This is a genomic window from Saccharopolyspora halophila (assembly GCF_039531955.1).
Taxonomy (GTDB): Bacteria; Actinomycetota; Actinomycetes; order Mycobacteriales; family Pseudonocardiaceae; genus Saccharopolyspora; species Saccharopolyspora halophila.
This window is the reverse complement of the sequence record NZ_BAAARA010000008.1, coordinates 1-22,282: the sequence shown is the minus strand read 5'-3', so window position 1 is coordinate 22,282 and position 22,282 is coordinate 1. Positions and strand designations below refer to the sequence as shown.

22 protein-coding genes and 1 tRNA gene are annotated in these 22,282 nt (G+C 70.3%); 8 read left to right on the top strand and 15 right to left on the bottom strand.

The genetic code is table 11. From position 1 onward, the window contains the following. Nucleotides 1–504: a DUF1772 domain-containing protein gene (locus tag ABD289_RS12630; RefSeq protein WP_344130662.1), complete on the bottom strand. Its 504-nt coding sequence runs from the start codon at nucleotides 502–504 to the stop codon at nucleotides 1–3. A gap of 340 nt (nucleotides 505–844) precedes the next feature. Between ABD289_RS12630 and ABD289_RS12625 the strand changes: the two genes are divergently transcribed. Next, on the top strand, nucleotides 845–1,303 hold the full coding sequence (locus ABD289_RS12625; RefSeq protein ID WP_344132010.1) for a nucleoside deaminase: 459 nt from the start codon (nucleotides 845–847) through the stop codon (nucleotides 1,301–1,303). A gap of 74 nt (nucleotides 1,304–1,377) precedes the next feature. On the opposite strand, the gene ABD289_RS12620 is transcribed toward ABD289_RS12625, so the two are convergent. After that, entirely contained in the window at nucleotides 1,378–2,838 is a 1,461-nt protein-coding gene (locus ABD289_RS12620) for a catalase (RefSeq protein WP_344130659.1), read from the bottom strand. 1,038 nt (nucleotides 2,839–3,876) lie between these two features. After that, nucleotides 3,877–3,950, bottom strand: a tRNA-Leu gene (locus ABD289_RS12615). 143 nt (nucleotides 3,951–4,093) lie between these two features. Between ABD289_RS12615 and ABD289_RS12610 the strand changes: the two genes are divergently transcribed. After that, complete coding sequence (locus tag ABD289_RS12610) at nucleotides 4,094–4,315, top strand: DUF3618 domain-containing protein (RefSeq protein WP_344130656.1); 222 nt, start codon at nucleotides 4,094–4,096, stop codon at nucleotides 4,313–4,315. Nucleotides 4,316–4,356: 41 nt separating this feature from the next. Here ABD289_RS12610 and ABD289_RS12605 read toward each other — a convergent pair whose 3' ends face one another. The 9 genes from ABD289_RS12605 to ABD289_RS12565 all read right to left on the bottom strand — a co-directional run bounded on the left by ABD289_RS12605 (nucleotide 4,357) and on the right by ABD289_RS12565 (nucleotide 13,334). Then, nucleotides 4,357–4,959, bottom strand: coding sequence for a TetR/AcrR family transcriptional regulator (locus ABD289_RS12605; RefSeq protein WP_344130653.1), 603 nt, complete (start codon nucleotides 4,957–4,959; stop codon nucleotides 4,357–4,359). Nucleotides 4,960–5,084: 125 nt separating this feature from the next. Further along, nucleotides 5,085–5,393, bottom strand: a complete 309-nt coding sequence (locus ABD289_RS12600; RefSeq protein WP_344130649.1) for a hypothetical protein — start codon at nucleotides 5,391–5,393, stop codon at nucleotides 5,085–5,087. Nucleotides 5,394–5,471: 78 nt separating this feature from the next. Next, nucleotides 5,472–6,047, bottom strand: coding sequence for a nucleotidyltransferase family protein (locus ABD289_RS12595; RefSeq protein ID WP_344130646.1), 576 nt, complete (start codon nucleotides 6,045–6,047; stop codon nucleotides 5,472–5,474). 120 nt (nucleotides 6,048–6,167) lie between these two features. Beyond that, nucleotides 6,168–7,592: an NCS2 family permease gene (locus ABD289_RS12590; RefSeq protein ID WP_344130643.1), complete on the bottom strand. Its 1,425-nt coding sequence runs from the start codon at nucleotides 7,590–7,592 to the stop codon at nucleotides 6,168–6,170. A 254-nt stretch (nucleotides 7,593–7,846) separates the two neighbouring features. Continuing rightward, nucleotides 7,847–8,332, bottom strand: coding sequence for a nucleoside deaminase (locus ABD289_RS12585; RefSeq protein WP_344130640.1), 486 nt, complete (start codon nucleotides 8,330–8,332; stop codon nucleotides 7,847–7,849). A gap of 29 nt (nucleotides 8,333–8,361) precedes the next feature. Further along, nucleotides 8,362–10,656 carry a xanthine dehydrogenase subunit D gene (gene pucD, locus ABD289_RS12580; protein WP_344130637.1) on the bottom strand — a complete coding sequence of 765 codons (2,295 nt, stop codon included), beginning with the start codon at nucleotides 10,654–10,656 and terminating at the stop codon, nucleotides 8,362–8,364. Then, nucleotides 10,656–12,005, bottom strand: coding sequence for an 8-oxoguanine deaminase (locus ABD289_RS12575; RefSeq protein ID WP_344130634.1), 1,350 nt, complete (start codon nucleotides 12,003–12,005; stop codon nucleotides 10,656–10,658). Before ABD289_RS12575 ends, pucD begins: the two co-directional genes overlap by 1 nt. Further along, entirely contained in the window at nucleotides 11,998–12,474 is a 477-nt protein-coding gene (locus ABD289_RS12570) for a (2Fe-2S)-binding protein (RefSeq protein ID WP_344130631.1), read from the bottom strand. The genes ABD289_RS12575 and ABD289_RS12570 overlap by 8 nt, the downstream gene beginning before the upstream one ends. Then, a complete protein-coding gene (locus ABD289_RS12565) occupies nucleotides 12,465–13,334 on the bottom strand; it encodes an FAD binding domain-containing protein (RefSeq protein ID WP_344130629.1) in 870 nt (289 codons plus the stop codon). Before ABD289_RS12565 ends, ABD289_RS12570 begins: the two co-directional genes overlap by 10 nt. Nucleotides 13,335–13,512: 178 nt before the next feature. Here ABD289_RS12565 and ABD289_RS12560 point away from each other — a divergent pair, with 178 nt between their 5' ends. The 4 genes from ABD289_RS12560 (at nucleotide 13,513) to ABD289_RS12545 (ending at nucleotide 17,943) form a co-directional block, all read left to right on the top strand. Continuing rightward, entirely contained in the window at nucleotides 13,513–15,003 is a 1,491-nt protein-coding gene (locus ABD289_RS12560) for a PucR family transcriptional regulator (RefSeq protein ID WP_344130627.1), read from the top strand. Nucleotides 15,004–15,157: 154 nt separating this feature from the next. Continuing rightward, nucleotides 15,158–16,354, top strand: a complete 1,197-nt coding sequence (locus ABD289_RS12555) for a type III PLP-dependent enzyme (RefSeq protein ID WP_344130624.1) — start codon at nucleotides 15,158–15,160, stop codon at nucleotides 16,352–16,354. Between the two features lie 77 nt (nucleotides 16,355–16,431). Then, on the top strand, nucleotides 16,432–16,809 hold the full coding sequence (gene speD / locus ABD289_RS12550) for an adenosylmethionine decarboxylase (protein WP_344130621.1): 378 nt from the start codon (nucleotides 16,432–16,434) through the stop codon (nucleotides 16,807–16,809). Between the two features lie 261 nt (nucleotides 16,810–17,070). After that, nucleotides 17,071–17,943 (top strand): spermidine synthase, encoded by an 873-nt coding sequence (locus ABD289_RS12545; RefSeq protein WP_344130618.1) that lies wholly within the window; start codon nucleotides 17,071–17,073, stop codon nucleotides 17,941–17,943. 64 nt (nucleotides 17,944–18,007) lie between these two features. On the opposite strand, the gene ABD289_RS12540 is transcribed toward ABD289_RS12545, so the two are convergent. Further along, nucleotides 18,008–19,075, bottom strand: a complete 1,068-nt coding sequence (locus ABD289_RS12540) for a hypothetical protein (RefSeq protein ID WP_344130615.1) — start codon at nucleotides 19,073–19,075, stop codon at nucleotides 18,008–18,010. 277 nt (nucleotides 19,076–19,352) lie between these two features. Here ABD289_RS12540 and rbsK point away from each other — a divergent pair, with 277 nt between their 5' ends. Then, nucleotides 19,353–20,252, top strand: a complete 900-nt coding sequence (gene rbsK, locus ABD289_RS12535; RefSeq protein ID WP_344130612.1) for a ribokinase — start codon at nucleotides 19,353–19,355, stop codon at nucleotides 20,250–20,252. Nucleotides 20,253–20,376: 124 nt separating this feature from the next. Here rbsK and ABD289_RS12530 read toward each other — a convergent pair whose 3' ends face one another. Beyond that, on the bottom strand, nucleotides 20,377–20,715 hold the full coding sequence (locus ABD289_RS12530; protein ID WP_344130609.1) for a histone-like nucleoid-structuring protein Lsr2: 339 nt from the start codon (nucleotides 20,713–20,715) through the stop codon (nucleotides 20,377–20,379). Nucleotides 20,716–21,077: 362 nt separating this feature from the next. Here ABD289_RS12530 and ABD289_RS12525 point away from each other — a divergent pair, with 362 nt between their 5' ends. After that, entirely contained in the window at nucleotides 21,078–21,545 is a 468-nt protein-coding gene (locus tag ABD289_RS12525; protein WP_344130606.1) for a histone-like nucleoid-structuring protein Lsr2, read from the top strand. A gap of 235 nt (nucleotides 21,546–21,780) precedes the next feature. On the opposite strand, the gene ABD289_RS12520 is transcribed toward ABD289_RS12525, so the two are convergent. Then, nucleotides 21,781–21,999, bottom strand: coding sequence for a hypothetical protein (locus tag ABD289_RS12520; protein ID WP_344130603.1), 219 nt, complete (start codon nucleotides 21,997–21,999; stop codon nucleotides 21,781–21,783). Between the last annotated feature and the right edge of the window lie 283 nt (nucleotides 22,000–22,282).

Here is a 22,282-nt window from a genome sequence, read left to right as displayed (position 1 = left end):
TCACACCTCCGAGTTCCGCAGCTGGTGCCGGTGCAGGCGCAGCAGGGCGACGAAGCCCAGCGTCGCGGTGACCGCGCTGAACCCGAGGCGGAACCAGTGCCCGGTTGCGAACTCGAACGCGGTCCGCCGCAGGATCTCCACCGAGTGCACGGCCGCGCCCTCGTCGAACATGATCGTGTTGCGCGGCCAGAAGAACAGCGCGGAGAACAGGAACTCGCCGAACAGCAGCGAAGCCAGGCTGGCCACCTGCCACCACCGCGCGGAACGCACCCGCCACAGCAGCACCGCGCAGGCCAGCGCCGCGAGCACGGTGACAGCGCCCATCGGCGGGAAGAAATCGGCGGGTCCGGTCACGGCGAAGAACTCCACCGACTCGGCCAGCGAGCGCGGCGGGTCGTGGAAGACGTTGGGGTAGATGACGATCGTCTCCACCGCGATACCGCCGAAGGCCACCATGGCGATCCAGACGTACGCGGCCGAGACGATCAGGGGGAACCTCCGCATGGATGACCCCTCGATCGGAAGAGGAATGCGACACCGAGAACGCTAGGCCGCCCGGACCCGCAGCCACATCCATCGACGCTCGCGCACCGCGTACGCGTCTGGACGTACGCGGGCGGAGGCGATGATGGTCTCCGTTCCGCGGGCTCTGGGGCGTGCGGGGAAGCTCTCACCGGTCGAGGGCCGCTTTCTCCCACCGGATGGTGGCCGGGGGTGACAGGAAGGTTCCCTTCCTCGAAAAGCTCCGCTCGCGGGCGACGGGCTCGGGAACCTCTCGTTCAAAGCGGGGACGGCCGCGGGAGGCGTTGCCGCATACGATCAGCACGTGGACGACGCTGACCTGATGCACCTGCGGCGCTGCGTCGAGCTGGCCACCGAGGCGCTCGAGGCGGGCGATGAGCCGTTCGGTTCGGTGCTGGTGGGGCCGGACGGTTTCGCGCTCGCCGAGGACCGCAACCGGGTGGCCGGTGGCGACCCGACCCGCCACCCGGAGTTCGCGCTGGCCCGCTGGGCGGCCGAGAACTTGGCGCCCGGGGAGCGGGCGAGTGCGACCGTCTGCACCTCCGGTGAGCACTGCCCGATGTGCGCGGCCGCGCACGCCTGGGTCGGGCTCGGCCGCATCGTTTACGCGACCTCCTCGGCGCAGCTCGCCGGCTGGTTGGGCGAGCTGGGGGCGCCGGCCGCGCCGGTCCGCGCCCTGCCGATCACCGAGGTGGCCCCGGACGTGGTGGTCGAGGGGCCGGTGCCGGAGTTCGCCGACGAGGTGCGCGAACTGCACCGGCGGCTGCACGCGCCGCGCTGAGCTCGGGGGCGAGGCCCCGCACAACAGAGGAGTCCCCGAACGCCGGGCGCTCGGGGACTCCTCTCGGTCGCGCGTCAGCCGCCGTTGCGGACGGCCTGCTCGATCCGCTTGCCGATGTCCTCGTCGATGTTGCGCCAGTACTCGAAGGCGCGCTGCTGGATCGGCTCGGTGACGCCGTCCAGGAGATGCCCGGCGACGTTGGAGACCAGCCTGGCCCGGGACGCGTCGTCCAGCACCTCGCGCACCATCGTGCCCGCCTGACCGAAGTCATCGTCGTCGCGGCGCTTGGTGTAGGCGGCGTGCACCATCTCGCCGCTGGTCTGCCAGCCCGCCGGTTCGCCGTAGCGGGCGGTGTCGGCTTCCGGGCCGCCGTAGGAGTTCGGCGCGTAGACCGGGTCCGCGACCTTCTGGACCCGCATCGCGCCGTCCTTGCTGTAGCTGTGCACCGGGCACTGGGCCGAGTTCACCGGGATCTGCTTGTAGTTGCCGCCGAGTCGGGCGCGGTGCGCGTCGGCGTAGGAGAACAGTCGGGCCAGCAGCATCTTGTCCGGGCTGGGACCGATGCCGGGGACCAGGTTGTTCGGCTCGAACGCGGCCTGCTCGATCTCGGTGTGGTGGTCGGTGGGATTGCGGTCCAGCGTGAGCTTGCCGACCTCGATGAGCGGGTAGTCGCCGTGCGGCCACACCTTGGTCAGGTCGAACGGGTTGAACCGGTAGTTCTCGGCATCCTCGAACGGCATGATCTGCATCTTCAGCGTCCAGCTGGGGTGGTCGCCCCGCTCGATCGACTCGTAGAGGTCGCGCTGGTGGTAGTCGCCGTCGGCGCCGGCCAGGTGGTCGGCCTGCTCCTGGGTGAGGAAGTCGATGCCCTGGTCGGTCTTGAAGTGGTACTTCACCCAGAACTTCCGGCCCTCGCCGTTGACCCACATGTAGGTGTGGCTGGAGTAGCCGTTCATGTGGCGCCAGGTCTTCGGGATGCCCCGATCGCCCATCAGCCAGGTGACCTGGTGCGCCGACTCCGGCGAGAGGGTCCAGAAGTCCCACTGCATGTTCTTGTCGCGCATGTTGGTGTCCGCCCGCCGCTTCTGGGAGCGGATGAAGTGCTGGAACTTCATCGGATCGCGGACGAAGAAGACCGGCGTGTTGTTGCCGACCATGTCGTAGTTGCCTTCGCTGGTGTAGAACTTCACCGCGAAGCCGCGCGGGTCGCGCCAGGTGTCCGGGCTACCGCGCTCGCCCGCGACCGTGGAGAACCGGAGCATCACGTCCGTTTCGGCTCCCGGCTGGAACACCGCCGCCTTGGTGTAGGCGCTGACGTCGTTGGTGACCACGAAGCGGCCGAACGCCCCGCTGCCCTTGGCATGTGGCTGGCGCTCCGGGATGCGCTCCCGGTTGAACTGCGCCATCTGCTCGATGAGGTAGTTGTCCTGCAGCAGGATCGGCCCGTTCGGGCCGACGGTCAACGAGTGCTCATCGCTGGAGACCGGGATACCGGCGTCGGTGGTCGTCGGGGGCTTGGGGCTCTTGTCAGCCATGCTTGCCGTCCTTCCTGAGGTGGGCTCGGCCGTTCAGGACTCTTCGGGCTCGTGCCGAACGCTCCGGCGCTAGCCCCTGGGCATGACCTCGGAATCGTCGGACGCGTGGCCGCCGTCGCCCGCGTGCTCGGATGCGGCCGCACCGGGCGGGCCCACAGCAACGACGTCCCGACGAGTCGCCATGCGCATACCACCAGTGCACTCTTGCGTGCGAAGTCCGTCAAATTCGAACTAAGGCCCGACTAACCGGGCGCCGAGCGCTTTCCGTGCAGGATCGCGGCCCATTCCTAATTCGAATTGGTGAGGGAAGCCCTCTTGGTGTGACTCCGTGTGTTTAGCCCTGGGCGAGGGCGGAAAGCGGGCGCGAAAAAAGGGTCATGTCCGCCCGCGTCCTAGGAATTCGGACGAACACGAATGGTGAGCTCCGGCCGGGTGGCCCGTTCTTCTCGGTGCGGCCTCCGCCGACTGCCCCGACATCGCGCGGAAGCGAGCGAGCGGGGATCGTCTGCGCTGTTCAACACCGCTAGTGGAGAGCGGTGGATGCAGCGGAGGGAGGCATCGGAGCGGCCCTGCTCGGCGGTCCTTCGCTGTGGTCGCTCGCGCTGGTCGGCTCGGGAAATCCCCGTTCGTGCGTTGACGATCTGCACGATCCGAGCCGCCCTGGTGATCGAGTGCGAGAATGACCTTCCCGAGGAGGGAAATGCCGCGCCGGAGAGGGCGGTCGAGGAGTTTCGGCGGACGCGGGAAAACTGCGGGATCGGGGTGCGGCGAACCGTTAGTCCGCGGCGGTTGCGCCCGTCGCGGCGCGTTTGCCCGGAATGGCGTTCGCGTCGTGGCCGGGGACGCGGTGGCCGCCGGATCAAGCCTGTCCCCGGTGGAACTACCGCCGCTTCACCCCGTCGCGGCCCCGCGGGGCCGACCACGTCCTCCGGGCGGGGTCCCGATCCGTTCTGGACCATCTCCACGCCGCTCGGGCCGCGGGGACACCTCGTGCTGGAACGAGCCGATGGGTGAAGCGGGCGGTCGGGAAGGATTCGGTGGGGCCGGTGGGACTCGAACCCACACTGGCTAGGACCTAAACCTAGTGCCTCTGCCAATTGGGCTACGGCCCCCGCTGTGCACACCCTAGCGCGGGGTGCGATCTTGTTCTTCGTGCCCCGGCGCACACTCGTTCGCGGACACGCGCGCCGTCGGCGTGGCGTGTCGGGGGCGGTGAACTACGCTGCTGGCAGCCAGGTGAAGGTGAGGAGGACACGTGGCCCGTGATCAAGACGCCATCGAGCGTGACATCGAGCAGGCGCGTGACGCGCTGGCGGCCACGCTGGACGAACTGAGCGTCAAGGCGAACCCGCAGCGTTTCGTTGATGCAGGCAAGGCCGGTGTGGCGGAGAAGTTGAACGACCCCAAGGTGCGCTACGCGCTGATCGGGGTCGGTGTGCTGGTCACCGCAGCGGTGGTCCGCAAGCTGTTCCGGTAGCACCCGGTGTTCTGGGGGCTGGCGCGGTCCCCAGAACACCTTCACCTGTGCAGGAGCGGGACCAGGGCTTCGCCGACCAGCCGGTCCACGAAGTTCGTGTCCAGGGGTTCGTCGGCGAGCATCAGCCGGTAGATCAGGCCCGCTCCCGCGAGTTCCACCACCGTGTCGATCGGTGCCCCGGGGTTGATCTCGCCGCGCTGCACGCCCCGCTCGATGATCTTGCGCATCGTGTCGCGTTGCGGGAGCAGGAACGACTCGCGGAACTTGGTGGCCAGTTCCGGCTCGTGCGGTAGTTCGCCGACCAGCGCCTGCGCCGCCTTGCCGACCGGACCGGTCAGCAGCGTCGCGAAGGACCGCAGGAACTCGCCGAGATCCTCGGAGACCGAGCCGAGATCGGGTTCCGGGATGCGGCGCTGCACCAGCTCGTTGCAGGTGTCGATGACCAGGTCGAGCTTGGAGTCCCAGCGCCGGTAGATGGTGGCCTTGCCCGCGCGCGCGTGATTGGCCACGGCATCCATGGTCAGCGCGCGATATCCCACCTGGGCCAGCACTTCCAGCGCGGCCTGGCGCAGGGCGGCATCGCGCGAGGCGTCCCGCGGGCGTCCGCGTCCGGCGGCCTGCTGGCTCGGTTCAGGGCTGGCCACCGCGGTTTCCTCCTCGCGTGCACTACTCGTCGGCGCGTTCACGACGGACATCCTAAGTGTCCTGCCGGATCGGTCCACTGTGCACGTCGGGATTCGCGGTCATGTTCAACCGAGTAAGGGAAGGATCACGTCGCGGGCACGTTGTTGGCGTGGCCCACCGCGGCGCGGGCGGCCTGCTGGGTGGCCTCGTCGGAAAGACCGTGCCGAGCCTGCAAGTAGGCGGTGGTGAAGGCGAAGCCGTCGCCGTTGAGCAGGTGGATGACCACCCGGCCCGCCTTGGTCGGCGCGATCTCGTCGACGAGCTGTTCGGCCTGGTCGCGCGCGGCGATGAGTCCGGGGGCGCGAACCGTCTTCTGGTCCTCGCCGCCGGCGACGGTGACCTCCCAGTCGTTGCCCGTGGGCACGTAGTTCACCGTGATGTGCGTGTTTGCCATTGCTGCCTCCGCTTGCGCACTGCTCGGGCGGTTGGCCGGAATAAACGCTGCGCAGCGGGTTCCGGCCGCTACGCGACTCTACGTGCCGGTCCGTTCCAGGTCTTCAGGCCGGTCGACATCGAAGCCGTCTGATATGTCGTCACAGGACACCGTGGTCACCGTTCGTGGCTTGAGGTAGTCCCTGGCCCCGGAGTCGCCGCGTGCCGTCTCGGCGATACCCGCCCAGTGCTGCCTGCCCAGCAGCACCGGGTGGCTGCGCCTGCCCCGGTGCGAAGCCGCCGCCAGCACCGAAGGCGATGCTAGCGCGCCCACGCGCCGCACAGCTTCCGCACCGATGCCGGGCATGTCCACCGGCAGCACCAGCGCGGCGTCGACGTCGGTGTCGGCGAGCGCTTCGAGCGCCACCCGAACCGACGATCCCATCCCGGTCGCCCACTCCGGATTGGACACGATCCGGGCGTCTTCCAGCTCGGCACGCGCGCGGACCTCGTCCTCGGCCGCGCCCAGGATCACCAGCACCGGGTCGCACCCGCCCGCGCCGAGCGCTCGGGCGGCCCGATCCACCAGCAGGTTCCCCTGGACCTCGACCAGCGCCTTGGGCATCCCGAAGCGACGCCCGGCCCCGGCGGCCAACACCACACCGGCAACACTCACACCGCCCAAGCTACTCCTCCCGGCCCGTCCCGCAGCCGCGCCGGTGGCCGATCGCACCGGTACCGACCAGGCGAAACGGACGGATCGCCTGGTCGGTACCTGGTGGGACCACCCGGTCGGTCAGGCCAGTAGGGTCTGCACACCCTCGACGCCGAAGTAGAGGGCGAAGACGACCGACAGGATGCCGACCAGCCAGCCGATCTCCTGCGGCTTGCCGCGGGCCAGCTTGATCGCGGTGAAGGCGATCAGGCCCGCGCCGATCCCGTTGGTGATCATGTACGTGAACGGGATCACCGCGATCGTGAGGAAGGCGGGCAGCACGTAGTCCGGGTCGTTCCACGGGATGCTGCCCACCTGCGACATCATCAGGCCGCCGACGATGACCAGCGCGGGAGCGGCCGCTTGCGCGGGAACGACCGTGGCCAGCGGGGTGAACAGCAGCGTGGCGCAGAACAGCAGACCGGTGACCACGCTGGCCAGACCGGTGCGGGCGCCCTCGGAGACGCCCGCGGCGGACTCCAGGAAGACGGTGTTGGGCGAGGAGCCCGAGAACCCGCCCGCGGCCGCGGCGACGCCGTCGACCGCCAGGATCCGGCCCATCCCCTCGACCTTGCCGTCGCGGGTGAGTCCGGCGTGCGAGGAGACGCTCGTGATGGTTCCCATCGCGTCGAAGAACCCGGACAGCACCAGGGTGAACAGGAAGACGGTGGCCGCGATGCCGCCGGCCGCCGCGAACCCGCCGAACAGGTCCACCTGCCCGAACAGGCCGAAGTCCGGAGTCGTCACCAGCTGCTCGGGCAGCTTCGGCTCGATGGTGCCCCATTCGGAAGGGGCGACCTGCAGCGTGCTGTTGACGATCATCGACAGCACGGTGCCGAAGGCGATGCCGATGAGGATCGCGCCGGGTGTGCGGCGCGCGAGCAGGCCCAGCGTGACCAGCAGGGTCAGGCAGAAGACCGCGATCGGGATCCCGGCGAGGTGTCCGCCCTCGCCCATCTGCACCGGTACGTCGGTGTCCTTGGCGTCCGGCACGCGGCTCACGAACCCGGCGCTGACCAGGCCGATCAGGGCGATGTAGAGCCCGATGCCCACGGTCAGCGCCACCTTCAGCGGGTCCGGGATGGCGTTGATGATCTTCTCCCGGACTCCGCTGAGCGCCAGCGCGACGATCAGCGCGCCTTCCAGCACCACCAGGCCGAACGCCTGCGCCCAGGTCATCTCGGGGGCGATGGTGAAGGCCACCACCGCGTTGACGCCGAGCCCGGCGGCGAGCGCCAGCGGTGCGTTGCCGATCAGACCCATCAGCACGGTCATCACGCCCGCGGTGGCGGCGGTGGCGGTGGTCAGCTGCTCCGGGGACAGCTGCGCCCCGGTGGCATCGGCCGACGAGCCGAGGATCAGCGGGTTGAGCATCACGATGTAGGCCATCGCGACGAAGGTCGTCAGACCGCCCCGGAACTCCCGGGACAGCGTCGAACCTCGTGCGGTGATCCGGAAGAAGTGGTCCAGCGCGCCGGTTCGCTCGGCGGATATCTGCTTGGTCATGCGTCCTCCCATGCCGGTGGGAGCCCCATCGGACGGAGACGGCGGATTATCCGGGCAGCACGAATCCCGGCGCACGCGCCGTGTACGAGAGCGGGGCGTTCATCAGATGTGCACCGCGGAGATCGCCGGGTGGTTTCCCCGGGGATCCCTTCGGTTTTCGGTGCTCACCGGTGACCCGGTCATCACCGGTGAGCCCAGCGTGCGCGGGGTCGCCGCGGTTTCCGGAGCGTTCGGGGCTCCGGCACGAGCCGGAGTCAGTAGTCGATGCGGTCTTCCTTCGCGAGCCAGGCGTCGAAGGCGTTGTTGCGGTCCGGGGTGCTGACGCGCTCCACCGGGACCGGGAGCTTGGCGGGATCCCGGAGGGCTTCGTGGAAGGCCCGGTCGTCGAAGCCCGCCGCCGCGGCGTCCGCCCGGTCAGCGGCGTAGAGGATCCGGTCCACCCGGGCCCACAGGGCCGAGGACAGGCACATCGGGCAGGGTTCGCAGGAGGTGATCAGGACGCAGCCCGGCAGGCTGAACTCGCCCAGCTCCCGGCAGGCGTTGCGGATCGCGGTGACCTCGGCGTGCGCGGTCGGATCCAGATCCGTCGTGACCCGGTTCGCGCCGGTCGCCACGATCTCGCCGTCGCGCACGATCAGCGCGCCGAACGGGCCGCCGCCCGCAGCCACGCTGGTCGTGGCCAGTTCGATCGCCCGGCCCATCCAGACGCGTTCGGGCTCGGTAGCGGTGTCCACGGACATCCGTTCACTCCAATGGTTCTCGGCGGTCGTCAGATGAGGTGTTCCGGGGCGACCGGAGTGTGCGCGAGCTCTCGGCCGGTGGCGGCGCGGATGGCCGCGACCACGGCGGGCGTGGTGGAGATCGTGGGCGGTTCGCCGACACCGCGGACCCCGTAGGGCGCGTTGTCGTCGGCGCGCTCGATGACGTCGATCTCCATCGGCGGCATGTCCAGGATCGTGGGGATCAAGTAGTCGGTGAACGAGGGATTGCGGATGCGCCCGTCGGAGACCTGGATCTCCTCCATCACCGCCAGCCCCAGGCCCTGCGCCGAACCGCCCTGGATCTGGCCGATCACCGCGTCCGGGTTCATCGCCTTGCCGACGTCCTGCGAGCAGGCCAGCTGCACCACCTTGACCAGGCCCAGCTCGGTGTCGACGTCGACGACCGCGCGGTGCGCGGAGAACGCGTGCTGCACCTGCACCCGCTCGCTGCGCCCGTCCGAATCCATCGGATAGGTCGGCAGGTGGTGGAACTCGCGGGTCAGCTCGATGACTTCGTCGCCGAGCACCTCGGCCAGGTCGGCCACCACTCCGTGCGCCGAGACGACCTTGCCGCCCTGCAGCGACAGTCCGGCCGAGGCGCCGTAGCGCTCGGTCACCAGCTCGAAGACCGCCTCCCGCACCGCCGTGCAGGCGGCGCGCACGGCACCACCCGTGACGTAGGTCTGCCGCGACGCCGAGCTGGAACCGGACGGGCCCACCGAGGTGTCGTTGGGATGGATGGTCACCCGTTCCAGACCGAGCTCGGTGCGCGCGATCTGCTGCTGCACGGTCACCAGGCCCTGCCCGACCTCGGCGGCGGCGGTGTGCACCACGGCGGCCGGCTCCCCGCCGACGACCTGCAGGCGCACCCGGGCGGTCGAGAAGTCGTCGGCGCCTTCGGAGTAGCAGATGTTCTTGATCGTCACCCCGTAGCCGATGCCGCGCACCACGCCCTCGCCGTGCGTGGTGTTGGAGGCCCCGCCGGGCAGCTCGCGGATGTCCTCGCCGCTCACCTCGGCGGGAAGCGGCAGCGCCCGAACCCGTTCCAGCAGTTCGGCTACCGGCGCGGGGGAGTCGACCACCTGCCCGGTGGGTATCGAGTCGCCCTGCGCGATCGCGTTGCGCACCCGCAGCTCGACCGGATCCATCTCCAGCGCCGCGGCGAGCTTGTCCATCTGCGACTCGTAGGCGAACGTCGGCTGCACCGCACCGAGCCCGCGCATCGCGCCGCACGGCGGGTTGTTGGTGTAGAGGCCCCAGCCCTCGATGTGCACGTTGGCAACGGCGTACGGCCCGGCGCCCAGGGTGGTGGCGTTGCCGACCACCACGGGGGTCTTCGAGGCGTACGCGCCGCCGTCGAAGTACTGGGCGGCCTTGACGTAGACGAGCTCGCCGTCGCGGTTGGCGCCGTGCTCGTAGTACATCTTGGCCGGGTGCCGGTGCACGTGCCCGTAGAAGGACTCCTCGCGGCCGTAGACCATCTTCACCGGCTTGCCGACGTGCATGGCCAGCATGCACACGTGCACCTGGATGGACAGGTCCTCGCGCCCGCCGAACGCGCCACCGATGCCCGACATGGTCATCCGAACCAGCTCCGGGGGCAGGCCCAGCGCCCGCGCGGTCTGCTTGAGGTCCGAGTGCAGGTCCTGAGTGGCCAGGTACAGGTCCACCCCGCCGTCCTCGGCCGGAATCGCCAGCCCCGACTCCGGGCCGAGGAACGCCTGGTCCTGCATGCCGACGGTGTAGACGCCGGAGACCACGACGTCGGCGGTCGCCTCCGGATCGCCCTTGACGATCCGCTGGTGGCGCACCACGTTCCCGCCCTCGTGCAGCGACGGCAGGGTCTCGTCGTGCGCGGCCCGCTCGGCGTCGGTGACGGGCTCCAGGACCTCGTAGTCGACCTCGACGCGCTCGGCCGCCCGCCGCGCGGTCTCCGGGTGATCGGCCGCGATCAGCGCGACGGCCTCGCCGACGTAGCGCACCACGTCGGCGGCCAGCACCGGCTGATCCACCTCCTTGAGGCCGTAGAGGTTCTGCCCGGGAACGTCCTCGGCGGTGAGCACCGCGTACACCCCGGGAACCGCCAGGGCCGGTCCGATGTCCACCGACCGGATGCGGGCGTGCGGGTGCGGGCTGCGCAGCGTCGCTCCCCACAGCATGTCCTCGGCGAACAGATCGGAGGAGTAGGCGAACTCACCGCGCACCTTCAGCGCACCGTCCGGGCGCGTCGGGGATTCCCCGATGCCGCCGCCGATGGTGTCGTCGAGCCGCTGCGGCGTCCGCGCGGGTGCTCCGTCCATCATCAAGCCACCTCCTGATGGCGCAGCCGGGCGTCGGCCCGGGCGAGTTCGTCGGCCGGATCGGCCTCGGTGGTCAGACGTCCGTCGGCGACCAGCTCGGTCCCGCCCCGCAGCAGCAGCCGCACCTGCGGCAGCCCGCCGAGCACCAGCGCCGCGACCGGGTCGGCGATGCCGGTGTGGTCGAGCCCGTCGAGCCGCCACACCGCGATGTCGGCGAGCATCCCGGGCACCAGCGCACCGAGTTCGCGCTCGCGTCCGAGGCAGCGCGCGCCGCCGCGGGTCGCCAGGCGCAACGCCTCCCGCACCGACAGCGCGCGGGGACCTCCGGCGGCCCGGGCGAGCAGCAGCGCCTGGTGCATCTCCTCGCCGAGCCCGCCGTCCTCGCTCGATGCGGCCCCGTCGACCCCCAGCCCGACGGGGGCGCCCGCGTCCAGCAGGCCGCGGACCGGGGCGATACCGGCGCCGAGCCTGCCGTTCGATGTCGGGCAGTGCGCGCTGCCGGTGCCGGTGGCCGCGAGCCGGTCGATCGCCGCGGCGGACAGGTGCACGGTGTGCGCGAGCCACACGTCCGGACCGAGCCAACCGAGCTCCTCGGCGTACTCGGCGGGGGTCCTGCCGAACTCGGCCAGGCACTGCGCCTCCTCGTCGGTGGTCTCGGCGAGGTGGGTGTGCAGCCGGACGTCGTTGCGGCGCGCCAGTTCGGCGGTCTCGCGCATGAGCTCGGTGGACACCGAGAACGGCGAGCACGGGCCGGCCGCCACGCGCACCCGAGCACCCGGATCCGGGTCGTGGAAGGCGTCGATGGCGCGCTGGGTGCCCCGGAGCGCCTCGTCGCGGTCCTCGACCACCGAGTCCGGCGGGAGGCCGCCCTGCGATTCGCCGCGATCCATCGAGCCGCGCACCGCGTGCAGCCGCGGCCCGATCCGCTCGGCCGCCGCGACCACGGCCCCGAACACGTCGCCACCGCCGCGCGGGAAGACGTAGTGGTGGTCGGCGGCCGTGGTGCAGCCGGACAGCGCCAGCCGCGCCAGCCCCGCCGAGGCCGCCGCGTGCACCGACTCCTCGTCCATGCGCGCCCACACCGGGTACAGCTCGGTCAGCCACTCGAACAGCGTCGAGTCGCAGGCGTAGCCGCGGGTGGCCCACTGGTAGAGGTGGTGGTGGGTGTTGACCAGACCGGGCGTGACCAGGCATCCGGTGGCATCGATCCGCCTGCCGGGCCCTTCGGCCGAGCCCGGCCCCACCGCCGCGATCCGATCGCCCTCGACGACCACGTGGCCCTCGGCGAACTCGGTGCCCGCGTCGTCGACGGCGGCCACCGCGCCACCCTCGATGATCAGCCGCTCAGCCATCCCCGGCCGCCTTGCGCCGGGCGGCCGCGCGGACCGCGTCCATGATCTTCTCGTAGCCGGTGCAGCGGCAGAGGTTGCCCGCCAGCGACTCGCGGATCTCGGCGTCCGACGGCTGCGCGGTGCGCTCCAGCAGGTCGTGGGTCTGCACCAGCAGCCCCGGTGTGCAGAAACCGCACTGCACCGCACCGGCCTCGACGAAGGCCTCCTGCACCGGGTCGAGCCGGTCGCCGTCGGCCAAGCCCTCCACGGTGCGGACCTCGCGGCCCTGGGCCTGCCCGGCCGCGACCATGCACGAGCACACCGCGACGTCGTCCAGGTAGACCGTGCACGAACCGCATTCGCCCTGCTCGCAAGCGTTCTTCGAACCGGGCAGGCCGAGGCGCTCGCGCAGCGCGTAGAGCAGGCTCTCGCCCTCCCACACGTCGTCGGCTTCCTGCTCGCGTCCGTTGACGGTGAACTTCAGGCGCATTCCTGCCTCCCGGAGCAGTGCTCGTGCCAGGCCCAGCCGAGCGTCCGGCGGGCCATCACGCTCAGCGCGTGCCTGCGGTAGACGGCGCTGCCGCGCACGTCGTCGATCGGTGTCGCCACCTGCGCCACCAGCTCGCCGAACCGCTTCGCCACCGAGTCGGGCAGCACTCCGCGCCCGCTCCAGTCCAGCTCCGCGGCCAGGAACTCCTCGGCTTCGCGCGCCCGGATCGGCGTGGGCGCGGCCGAGCCGATCCCGGTGCCGACCCGCTGCTCGTCCGGGTGCAGCGCGATGGCGAAGGTGCACACCGCGATGACCATCGCGTTGCGCGGGCCGATCTTGGAGAACTGCTGCGGCCCGCTCGCCGGCGCGATGCGCACTGCGGCGATCAGCTCGTCGGGTTCCAGGGCGTTGCGCTTCGGGGCGGTGCAGAACTCCTCGGCCGGGATCACCCTGCTCCCGCGCACCGACTCGACCTCGATGCTCGCTCCGGAGGCCAGCAGTGGCGGATGGCCGTCACCGGCGGGCGAGGCGGAGCCGAGATTGCCGCCGAGCGTGCCCCGGTTGCGGATCTGCGGCGAACCCACGGTCCGGGACGCCATCGCCAGACCGGGCAGGTGCGTGCCGAGTTCGTCGATCAGCCGGGTGTAGGGCACCCCGGCACCGATCCGGAGCTCGGAGCCGTCCGGGGCCCACTCGGCGGCCTCCGGCACCGCGGTGAGGTCCAGCAGGGCACCGGGGCGCGCCCGGTCGAAGTTGAGCTCGACCATCACATCGGTACCGCCCGCGATCGGTGTCGCGTCGGGATGCGCGGCCTTGGCCTCGAGCGCTTCCCGCCAGCTGGCGGGGCGGAGGAATTCCACTGTTGCTTCTCCCATCGGCCGGGGGCCGGTGCGTTGATGTGGCCCAGTACACAACCGCCGGGATGGCCCTGGCTAGCGGGCGATGACCCGAAAAAACCTTCCTGCCGAACCGCGTGAGTTGTATGTTCCTACAAATGCGCCCGACCGGCCGGTTCGTGCGATCACGCGAGGAGGTGTGGTGCAGCTGGCGGATCTGCTCGCCGACCGCGAGCTGGGGCTGGTCCTGCTCAACGGCGAGGACCAGCTGGACCGGCGGTTGAGCGGCGTCTACATCACCGACCTCATCGACCCCCGCCGCTACCTCGCGGGTGGCGAGCTCGTGCTCTCCGGTCTCGTGTGGCACTCCGGCCCGGCGGATTCCGAGGAGTTCGTGCGGGCGCTGGTCGACGCGCGGGTGGCAGGTCTCGCCGCCGGCACCGCGCGGCTGGGCAGCGCACCGCCCGACCTCGTCGAGGCCTGCCGCAGGCACGGCCTGCCCGTCTTCGAGGTGCCGGTGGCGGTCAGCTTCAACACCCTCGCCGAACGCATCCAGCGGCGCTTCGCCCCGCGCCGGGAACTCGTCTCCGCCGTGGCCGCGGGCGCGGACCTGGATCGCGTGCTGCGGATGGCCGCCGAGCAGATCGGCGGCGACTGCTGGGTGCTCTCCGCCGCGGGCTGGGAGGTGGCGGGCACCGGCGAGCTGCCCGACGACCTGCGCGCGCACGTGCTGCGCGAGTTCGCGGCCGGGCCGCTGCCCCGGGGCTGCCGCGGTCACGTGCTGTGGCCGGTGGAGTCCGGCACCGAACCGCCAGCCGCCCGCTGGTTCGTCCTGGCGGGGCACGCCGAGGTGGGATGGGACGAGCAGCAGGAGGTGGCCGCCGACCTGGGCACCGTGGTCGCGCTCGTGCGCACCCGCATCGACGAGGCTCGGCGCATCGCGGGTCGCTCGGTCGAGGCCGCCCTGCACCGGTTGCTCGCGGGCACCTCCAGCCCCACCGAGGTCGCCGCCCGGCTGGAGACGGCCGGTCTGCCCGCCGACGAGCCGCTGCGCGCCGTCGCGCTGACCTCGGGCGAGCAGGCCGAATCCACCGCCTTGCTGCGCGAGATCGCCGCCGCCACCGGACTACCCGCGGTGACTGCGCCGCTCGGCGACGGAGCCACCGCGCTGTTCGTCGACGACCGGGCGCACCTCGCTGGCCTGGAGGACGAGCTGCGCCGAATCGTGGCCGTCGTCGAACCCGGCATCGGCGAGCGCGGCCTCGCGCTGGGAGTCAGCGACATCACCGACGCGGGCGCCCTGCGCGGTGCCCTCGACGAGGCCGCCTACGCGCGCAGGCTGGCCGAGGGGCGGCGCGGCCGCGCCGAGGTCGCCGCGGCGGCCGAGCTCGCCTCCCACGAGGTGCTGCTGGCCGCCGCGTCCGACGAGCTGCGACGTTCCTACCGGACCAAACTCCTCGCCGAGATCATCGCCTACGACCGAGCGCACGGGTCCGACCTGGTGCGCACCTTGCGAGCGTTCCTGGAGCACTCCGGTTCCTGGTCCCGCTGCGCGCAGCAGCTGCACGTGCACGTCAACACGCTGCGCTACCGCATCCAGCGGATCGAGCAGCTCACCGGACGCGATCTGGCCGATTTCCCGACCCGCGTGGACTTCTACCTGGCGTTGCGCCTCGAGCAGCCCGAACGTTGAACAGGTGGGAGTGCTCACAACGCCCCAGAACGAGTCAGGTTGATTCGAAATCGCGGGGGTCGAGGCGGTACCGTGCTTGGTCGCAGTTATCCCTCGCCGTGCTGGGGAAACGAGCGGCGACCCCCCGTCCACACCTGATACGGAGGTACCGGGATTGTCCGACCTGTCCGCCGCCACCGGCGTGACGGACCGCCCCCGCGGCACCGCGCGAACCAGCGCCCTCCAGCGCTTCCTCGACGAGCAGCGACCCGAAACCCCGTTTCTGGTCATGGACCTCGCGCAGGTGCGGCAGCGCTACCAGCAGCTGAGCACTGCCCTGCCGGACGCCCGGATCTGCTTCGCGGTCAAGGCCAATCCCACCCCCGACGTCGTCGGTGAGCTCGTGGCCCAGGGCGCCTCGTTCGACGTGGCCAGCCCGGGTGAGATCGACCTGTGCCTGGCCAGGGGAGCCGCACCGGAGTCGATCTCCTACGGCAACACCATCAAGAAGCGCCGCGACATCGCCAGGGCCCACGAGCAGGGCGTGCGGCTGTTCGCCACCGACAGCGCCGCCGACCTGGCCAACATCGCCGAGGCCGCGCCCGGCTCGCGCGTCTTCTGCCGGGTCCTGGTGGACAACGCCGGCTCGCGCACCCCGTTCGGCCGCAAGTTCGGGTGCACCCCGGAGCAGGCCGCGCAGCTGCTGCGCCGGGCCGCCGAGCTGGGACTGGACCCCTGCGGCGTCTCGTTCCACATCGGATCGCAGCAGCTCGACCCGCAGGCGTGGGAGCACGGCATCGACGCCGCTCGCCGCGTCTTCGAGGACTGCGCCGCGCACGACGTGCGGCTGCGGATGGTCAACCTCGGCGGAGGACTGCCCGCCGGCTACACCGAGACCGCGCCGCCGCTGGCCGACTACCTCGACGCCATCGAGAAGTCCCTGGAGAGCAACTTCGCCGAACGGCCGGAGCTGCTGATCGAGCCCGGCCGGTTCCTGGTCGGCGACGCTGGGGTCCTGCGCAGCGAGGTCGTGCTGGTCACCGACTCCTGCGACGGCGAGCGCAGCTGGGTCTACCTCGACATCGGCCGCTACAACGGCCTCGCCGAGACCGAGGGCGAGGCCATCACCTACCGGCTGCGCACCAGCCGGGACGGCGACGAGACCGGACCCGTGGTGCTGGCGGGCCCGACCTGCGACGGCGACGATGTGATCTACCAGCACGCCCGCTACGAGCTGCCGCGCACGCTGCGCGGTGGTGACACGGTCGATCTGCTCTCCGCGGGTGCCTACACGGCGAGCTATTCATCGGTGGGTTTCAACGGGTTCACCCCGCTGCCCACCTATTGCGTCGATGGCGATCGGCGCGCGTGATCTGCTGCGGCCGCACGGGTAGTCCTGCGGTAACAGACGTTGCGACACGAATCTGCGAAACGATGGGAGGTTGATAGATGTCCGTTGACACTGCAGCGCCGGTGGGCCTGTTCACCGGTACGCACGTTCTGGCGGAGTTGGAGGGCGTCGATCCGCAGCTGCTGGATGACGAGCGATTCCTGCGAGAAGTCCTGCACAACGCGCTCGAACAATCGGACGCGACGGTGTGCCAGATGATCGCCGAGCGGTTCGAGCCGCAGGGCGTCACGGTCCTGGCTCTCCTGTCGGAGTCCCACGCATCGCTGCATACCTACCCGGAGGACGGGTCGATCTTCATCGACGTGTTCACCTGCGGGCACACCGCGAAGCCGGAGAAGGCGGTCAGCCTGCTGGCCGACGCGCTCAAGCCCACGGGGCAGAACGTGCAGAGCATTCGTCGCGGCAAGGACTTCTGAGGCCCACGTTCGTGACCGTCCCGCGTGGTGGCGCGGGCGGCCGAGCCTGACACCCGCCCGGCTGCGAGAGCCACGCCGGCGCGCGGCGTCGCGGCCGTTCGCACCGGACGTGCCGGCGCTTGCGACGTCGGTCGCTCAGGTGGGGGCGAAACGCCTTTCGGGCGACTCGCGTCCCGGGTGCGCGCACGAGCGGCATGATTTAGTGCTGCGCAGAGCCGACGCACCGTTGGAATTCAACTCTGGAAAACAGGAGGAGCACCGTTGATCGAACTCGACGGGCACCGGTGGATCAAGGAACCGTTGGGCGCCGACCTGCAGCGCCTGTGGCGGGTCGACGAGGTGCTTTGGGAGGGCGACACCCCCTACCAGCACGTGGTCATCGGGAAGACCGGACAAGGCGTCTCGCTGTTCTGCGACGACGATCGGCAGAGCACCGAGTTCTCCCAGATGGTCTACCACGAGGCCATGATGGTGCCCGCGTTCCTGCTGGCCACGCAGGTGGAGCGGGTGCTGATCATCGGTTCCAGCGAGGGCGTGGCCAGCCAGATGTCGGTGGCCGCCGGTGCCACCCAGGTCGACCACGTCGACATCGACCAGCTGTGCGTGACCAAGTGCGCCGAGCACCTGCCCTACGGCTACACGCCGGATGAGCTCGCCAAGGCCGAGAAGGGCGAGGGCACGATCGCGCTGCACTACGCCGACGGCTGGAGCTTCCTGGACAGCGCCCCGCCGGAGGGCTACGACATCGTCGTGGTCGACCTGCCGGACGAGCGCGCCGAGGACGACGACGGCCAGCACAACCGGCTCTACGGCCTCGAGTTCGTGCAGCGCTGCCAGTCCGTGCTGTCCGCGGGCGGCGTGCTGGCCTTCCAGGCGGGCTGTCCGACCGTGTGGCGCAACGAGACTCTCAAGCGCGCCTACAACCGCTTCCAGTCGGCCTTCGAGACGGTCGTCTACTTCGGTTCCGACGAGCACGAGTGGTCGTTCATCTTCGGCCGGGTCGAGCCGATCGACGACCCCGTCAACGTCATGCTGGACTCCATCTCGACCATCTCCTACCGCCCGGAGAGCATCGACGACGCGAGCCTCATCGGCTCCACGGTCCCGCCGTACTCGGTGCGCAACCAGAGCTGAACCCTCGATCGGACGGTCCCGCCCGGAGCGCCGGGCGGGACCGCCGTCGTATCGGGGAGTCCGCTCAGAGGGAGTCCAGGTACGGGTGCACGCCGGGGGAACCGTCCTTCGGGGTGAACCACTGGTCGAAGGCGAGGCCCCGGTTGTGCAGGTCGGCCTCGGTCTTCGCGGCCTGCTCGACGAGCTCGGGTTCCAGCTCGGAGGCCATCGGCAGTTCCACCGCGTAGAGCTCGTCGACGTCGAGGTCGCCGAAGGCCCGCTCGGCGAACGCCGCGAACACCCGCTCGCTGTCGTCCCAGTTCATGAGCTCGGCGGCCTCGAGGACGACGCGCGCCTCGTTGATGATCAGCCGCAGCGCCAGCGCCTCGGCGACGCTGCGCGGCGGCGTCCAGTCCGGGGAGGTGAGCCGGACCGCGACCTCGCCCGAGGCCAGCACGAAGGCGCGAGCGAAGAACGCGTCGTAGCGGTGGTCGTAGCAGGGCGGCAGCTCCTCGAGGACCAGCAGCCCGACCGCGTCGGCGACCGTCGCGTTGTTCACCGCCAGCGCGAGCTCGTCGTAGAACAGCTCGTCGGTGACCACTCGCACGGCGTGCACCAGTGCACCCGCGCACAGCGCCGCGGATTCGTCGGACCGGCCGAAGGCGGTCCGGTCGAAGGCCCGCAGCCGGTGCGCGAGATCGGTGAGCCTGCTGCGCCAGTGCTCGATGTCCATCGCCGCGTCCGGCCCGGGCGCGGATTCCAGGGCCTCCTCGACGGCCATCTCCAGCTCGTCGGCGGGATCGGCGTCCTCGGCCGCGGCCAGCCGCTCGTTGAACTCGTCCTCGGTGATGCGCACCTCGGAGTGCGCCACGGTCCAGCCGGGCAGCAGGTCGCATTCGCTGATGAGCTCGTCGAGCACGGACGCGGCGCCGTTCTCGGCGGCCACCAGTGAAGGGGCGTCCAGGGCCAGCAGCACGCTCGCGCCTTCCGGGTGCACGGTGATTCGGTAGTCGAGCACGTCGATGTCGGATGCCTCCGGCCCGCTGACCCCCTCGACCAGCGCGAGATTGCGGTCCAGCACGACCGCAATCCCTTCCTGCTGCAGCGGGTCCAGCTCCACCGCCTGTGCGGGTGGGGCCAGTTCCGCCGTCACCGCGTAGTCCACGTCCTCGTCGCCCTTTCCTAGGTCTCTCCTGCCGCCCGCCGTCGGGGTCCGGCCGTCGCGGGCTGACGCGTCGTCCGGCGGGAACGGTGAGCATGCACGAGTCTCGGCTCCCTGAGCCAGCGGGCGTGTCAGGTTCCGTTACCGGCACCGCCTCACGAGACGAGTTCCAGGACAGGTCTGCACTGCTGGTCGGTCATGGTACGTCGTCGCCCTCGGCGGGACCCGTCTGCTGAAGCGTGTGTCCGAATGACCGATGATGTCGCCCGTGACGACTTCTGTGGCCGTATTCGGCAGCTGCAACATGGATCTGGTGGCCTACGTCCCGACCGCGCCCCGGCGGGGCGAGACGGTTATGGGGAGGGAGTTTCACACCGTGCCCGGCGGCAAGGGCGCGAACCAGGCGATCGCCGCGGCCAAGGCCGGTGCCTACACCAGCATGATCGGCGCGGTGGGCACCGATGAGTTCGCAGCCCAGATCCGCAAGGTCTTGACCGCCTCCGGGGTCGACGTGGCCGGGCTGCGCGCCATCCCGGGGCGCAGCGGCACCGCGCACATCGTGGTCGACGACGAAGGCGGCAACTCGATCGTCGTGGTCCCGGCGGCCAACAACGCCATGGAGACGTTCAACGACAGCGATGAGGAGCTCGTGGCCGACTGCGGCAGCCTGCTGCTGCAGCTGGAGACGCCATTGCCGGGCGTGGCGGCCGCAGCGGCGGCCGGTCGCCGGAACGGCGTGAAGGTCGTGCTCACACCCGCTCCGGCCGCACCGCTGCCCGCCGACCTGCTGGCCAACGTCGACCTGCTGGTGCCCAACGAGCACGAGGCGGCGGTGCTCACCGGCAACGCCGACCCGGACCAGGCGCTGGAGGAACTGCTGCGCAAGGTGCCCGAGGTGGTGATCACCCTGGGCGCCCGCGGTTGCCTGTACGGAAACCGCGACGGCGCTCAGGTGCGGGTGCCCAGCCACCGCGTGGACGCCGTGGACAGCACGGCCGCGGGCGACACGTTCGTCGGCGTGCTCAGCGCGGTGCTGGGGGAGGGGGCCTCGATGCCGGACGCGATGCGACTGGCATCCGCCGGTGCCGCGCTTTCCGTGCAACGCCCCGGTGCCAGCAGTTCCATGCCGACGCGGGCCGAAATCGTGCGATTCGTCGACGAGCGATGAATAGCAACCGGAGACGACCACTCAACGTTCTGGGTTGCTACCGGTTGTTATTGACCGCGCGCAGCGGTTTTCAACGGGCGGCCGGAAATGTCCGGGAGGACTTCCGGTCGCCCGCTTCCACCGTTCACTGAGCGTTGTCGTACGCCTCGACGATCTCGGCCGGAATGCGACCCCGGTCGGAAACCTGCATGCCCTGGCCCCGGGCCCATTCCCGAATCGCCTGGTTGCGTTCCCGGTCCGCGGTGCTCGGCGTGTTCGACTTGCTCTTGCTGGCAACCTTCTTGCGACCGCCCGTCTTACGCGCGTTGGCCACGAAGGAGGCCAGCGAGTCGCGCAGTTTCGCGGCGTTCTCGTCGGACAGGTCGATTTGGTAGCTCACCCCGTCCAGGGCGAACTCGACGGTGCTGTCTGCTGTGGTGCCGTCGACATCGTCGACCAGCTGCACGGTGACTTTCTGCGCCACGGTAAACCCTCGATTCCGGCTCGAATCCAAGTCTTCTCCGCGCGCAACGCGCGACGAAGAGCGAGCGAACGATAAACGATCGGCCGAAGAATGCTCCACCCGGCATCGGTGATTTTCCCGGATGTGCGCTGTATTACCTCCGGGCAAACCGGGCAGCTGGTTACGGTCCGTTAGAAGCGGCCCCGCACCGGCCGCGCTCCACACCCGATCCGCCGAGTGGTTTTCGGTCGATCCGAGCGCTCGACTATGGTTGAGTACGAGACATCTGCTAACCAACGTGCTACAACGTGGTTAGGGGCTGGCAGTAGTCTCAACACCGAAGTCGCGGATCGAGACGGGGCGCGTTCCCGAGACAGGTGATCATGGCCGAGCGGATTAAGGTTGATCTGGTCGATGACATCGACGGGTCGCCAGCCAAACACACCGTCACCTTCGCGCTGGATGGCGTGACCTACGAAATCGACCTCAACGAGGGTCACGAGCACCAGCTCCGCTCCGTGCTCAATCGCTACATCAAAGCCGCGCGTTCCCCGAAAGAGGAGAAGCCGCGTACCTCCAAGCAGCAGGAGCGCGAGGAGGAGCGGGTCCGCAAGGAGAACAAGCAGCTCACCGAGCAGATCCGCGGCGCGGCGCAGCGCACCCGGGATCGGCTCAAGGCGGAGAACGTCGAGGCGCCCGCCCAGCCGGTGGAAGCCCCGGATCCCGAGCGCACCGAAACGCCGGAGCCGGTTCTGGTGAACGGCGCCGCCGACGCCGAGAAGTCCGAGTCGGAGGATTCGGAGCAGGTTCCCGCGGTCTCGCTCCCGCTGTTCTCCTCCGCTGTGGACTGACGGGACCGGCTCACCTCGGCGCGCATCGCGCGACCGGGCAGCTCATCCCTTCAACGCGGTGCCACCGGGTGGCGCGACAGCGGCAGTTCAGCGCTCACGGGTACGTCCCGCGGTGCGGCAACCTCGTCGGCCGACCGCGGAAGCGAACCGCTGCATCGCGCGTACGTACCTCGCTCGCACGCGCGAGCGCCCATGCGCGCGTGCGAGCGAGCGAGGTAGTAGACGTTCGGCGCGGTCAATCCTGCGCGCGGTGACTGCGCGCGCGAGAGCGCTTGCCCTTGCCGGTCTCGGTACTGGTCGCGCTCGGCCGGGTGGGCGCGGGCGATTCGGATTGGGCCGATGGGCCCTGCTCGTCCAGTGCGGCAGCGAACTCGGGCGGAGCGCTCTGCCCCCAGTCCTTGTCCTCCGGATCGATCAGCGTCTTGCGGAGCTCGGTGTATATCGGAGTGTCCAACTAGCTACCCCCTGACTGACAGCTCGCCCGGCAGGCTACCGACGAAACGTTCGCGCGCGGGCGAGGCAGCCGATGACCACACGAACGGGGACACGACTCGCCGTGCAGGCCGTAGAACCGCTCAGCTCGCGAACGGCCCGAAAAACCGCCGATGACCTGCGGTGATCGTCTAAGCGGGGGGTGGGTGAACAGGGGGTTATGGAGGTCTGTAGAGTATTACAGGTCAGCGCGATGCGGACCGGGGAAACCGGGCCGGGCCTGATGCGGGCCCCTTGAAGTGGCT

What these genes read in the sequence shown, in the direction of transcription:
- ABD289_RS12575 (WP_344130634.1), bottom strand. Translation starts at nt 12,005, where the DNA reads ATGGCTGAGCGGCTGATCATCGAGGGTGGCGCGGTGGCCGCCGTCGAC.
- pucD (WP_344130637.1), bottom strand. Translation starts at nt 10,656, where the DNA reads ATGATGGACGGAGCACCCGCGCGGACGCCGCAGCGGCTCGACGACACC.
- ABD289_RS12525 (WP_344130606.1), top strand. Translation starts at nt 21,078, where the DNA reads ATGGCCGAGCGGATTAAGGTTGATCTGGTCGATGACATCGACGGGTCG.
- ABD289_RS12570 (WP_344130631.1), bottom strand. Translation starts at nt 12,474, where the DNA reads ATGCGCCTGAAGTTCACCGTCAACGGACGCGAGCAGGAAGCCGACGAC.
- ABD289_RS12620 (WP_344130659.1), bottom strand. Translation starts at nt 2,838, where the DNA reads ATGGCTGACAAGAGCCCCAAGCCCCCGACGACCACCGACGCCGGTATC.
- ABD289_RS12590 (WP_344130643.1), bottom strand. Translation starts at nt 7,592, where the DNA reads ATGACCAAGCAGATATCCGCCGAGCGAACCGGCGCGCTGGACCACTTC.
- ABD289_RS12585 (WP_344130640.1), bottom strand. Translation starts at nt 8,332, where the DNA reads ATGTCCGTGGACACCGCTACCGAGCCCGAACGCGTCTGGATGGGCCGG.
- ABD289_RS12600 (WP_344130649.1), bottom strand. Translation starts at nt 5,393, where the DNA reads ATGGCAAACACGCACATCACGGTGAACTACGTGCCCACGGGCAACGAC.
- ABD289_RS12625 (WP_344132010.1), top strand. Translation starts at nt 845, where the DNA reads ATGCACCTGCGGCGCTGCGTCGAGCTGGCCACCGAGGCGCTCGAGGCG.
- speD (WP_344130621.1), top strand. Translation starts at nt 16,432, where the DNA reads ATGTCCGTTGACACTGCAGCGCCGGTGGGCCTGTTCACCGGTACGCAC.
- ABD289_RS12630 (WP_344130662.1), bottom strand. Translation starts at nt 504, where the DNA reads ATGCGGAGGTTCCCCCTGATCGTCTCGGCCGCGTACGTCTGGATCGCC.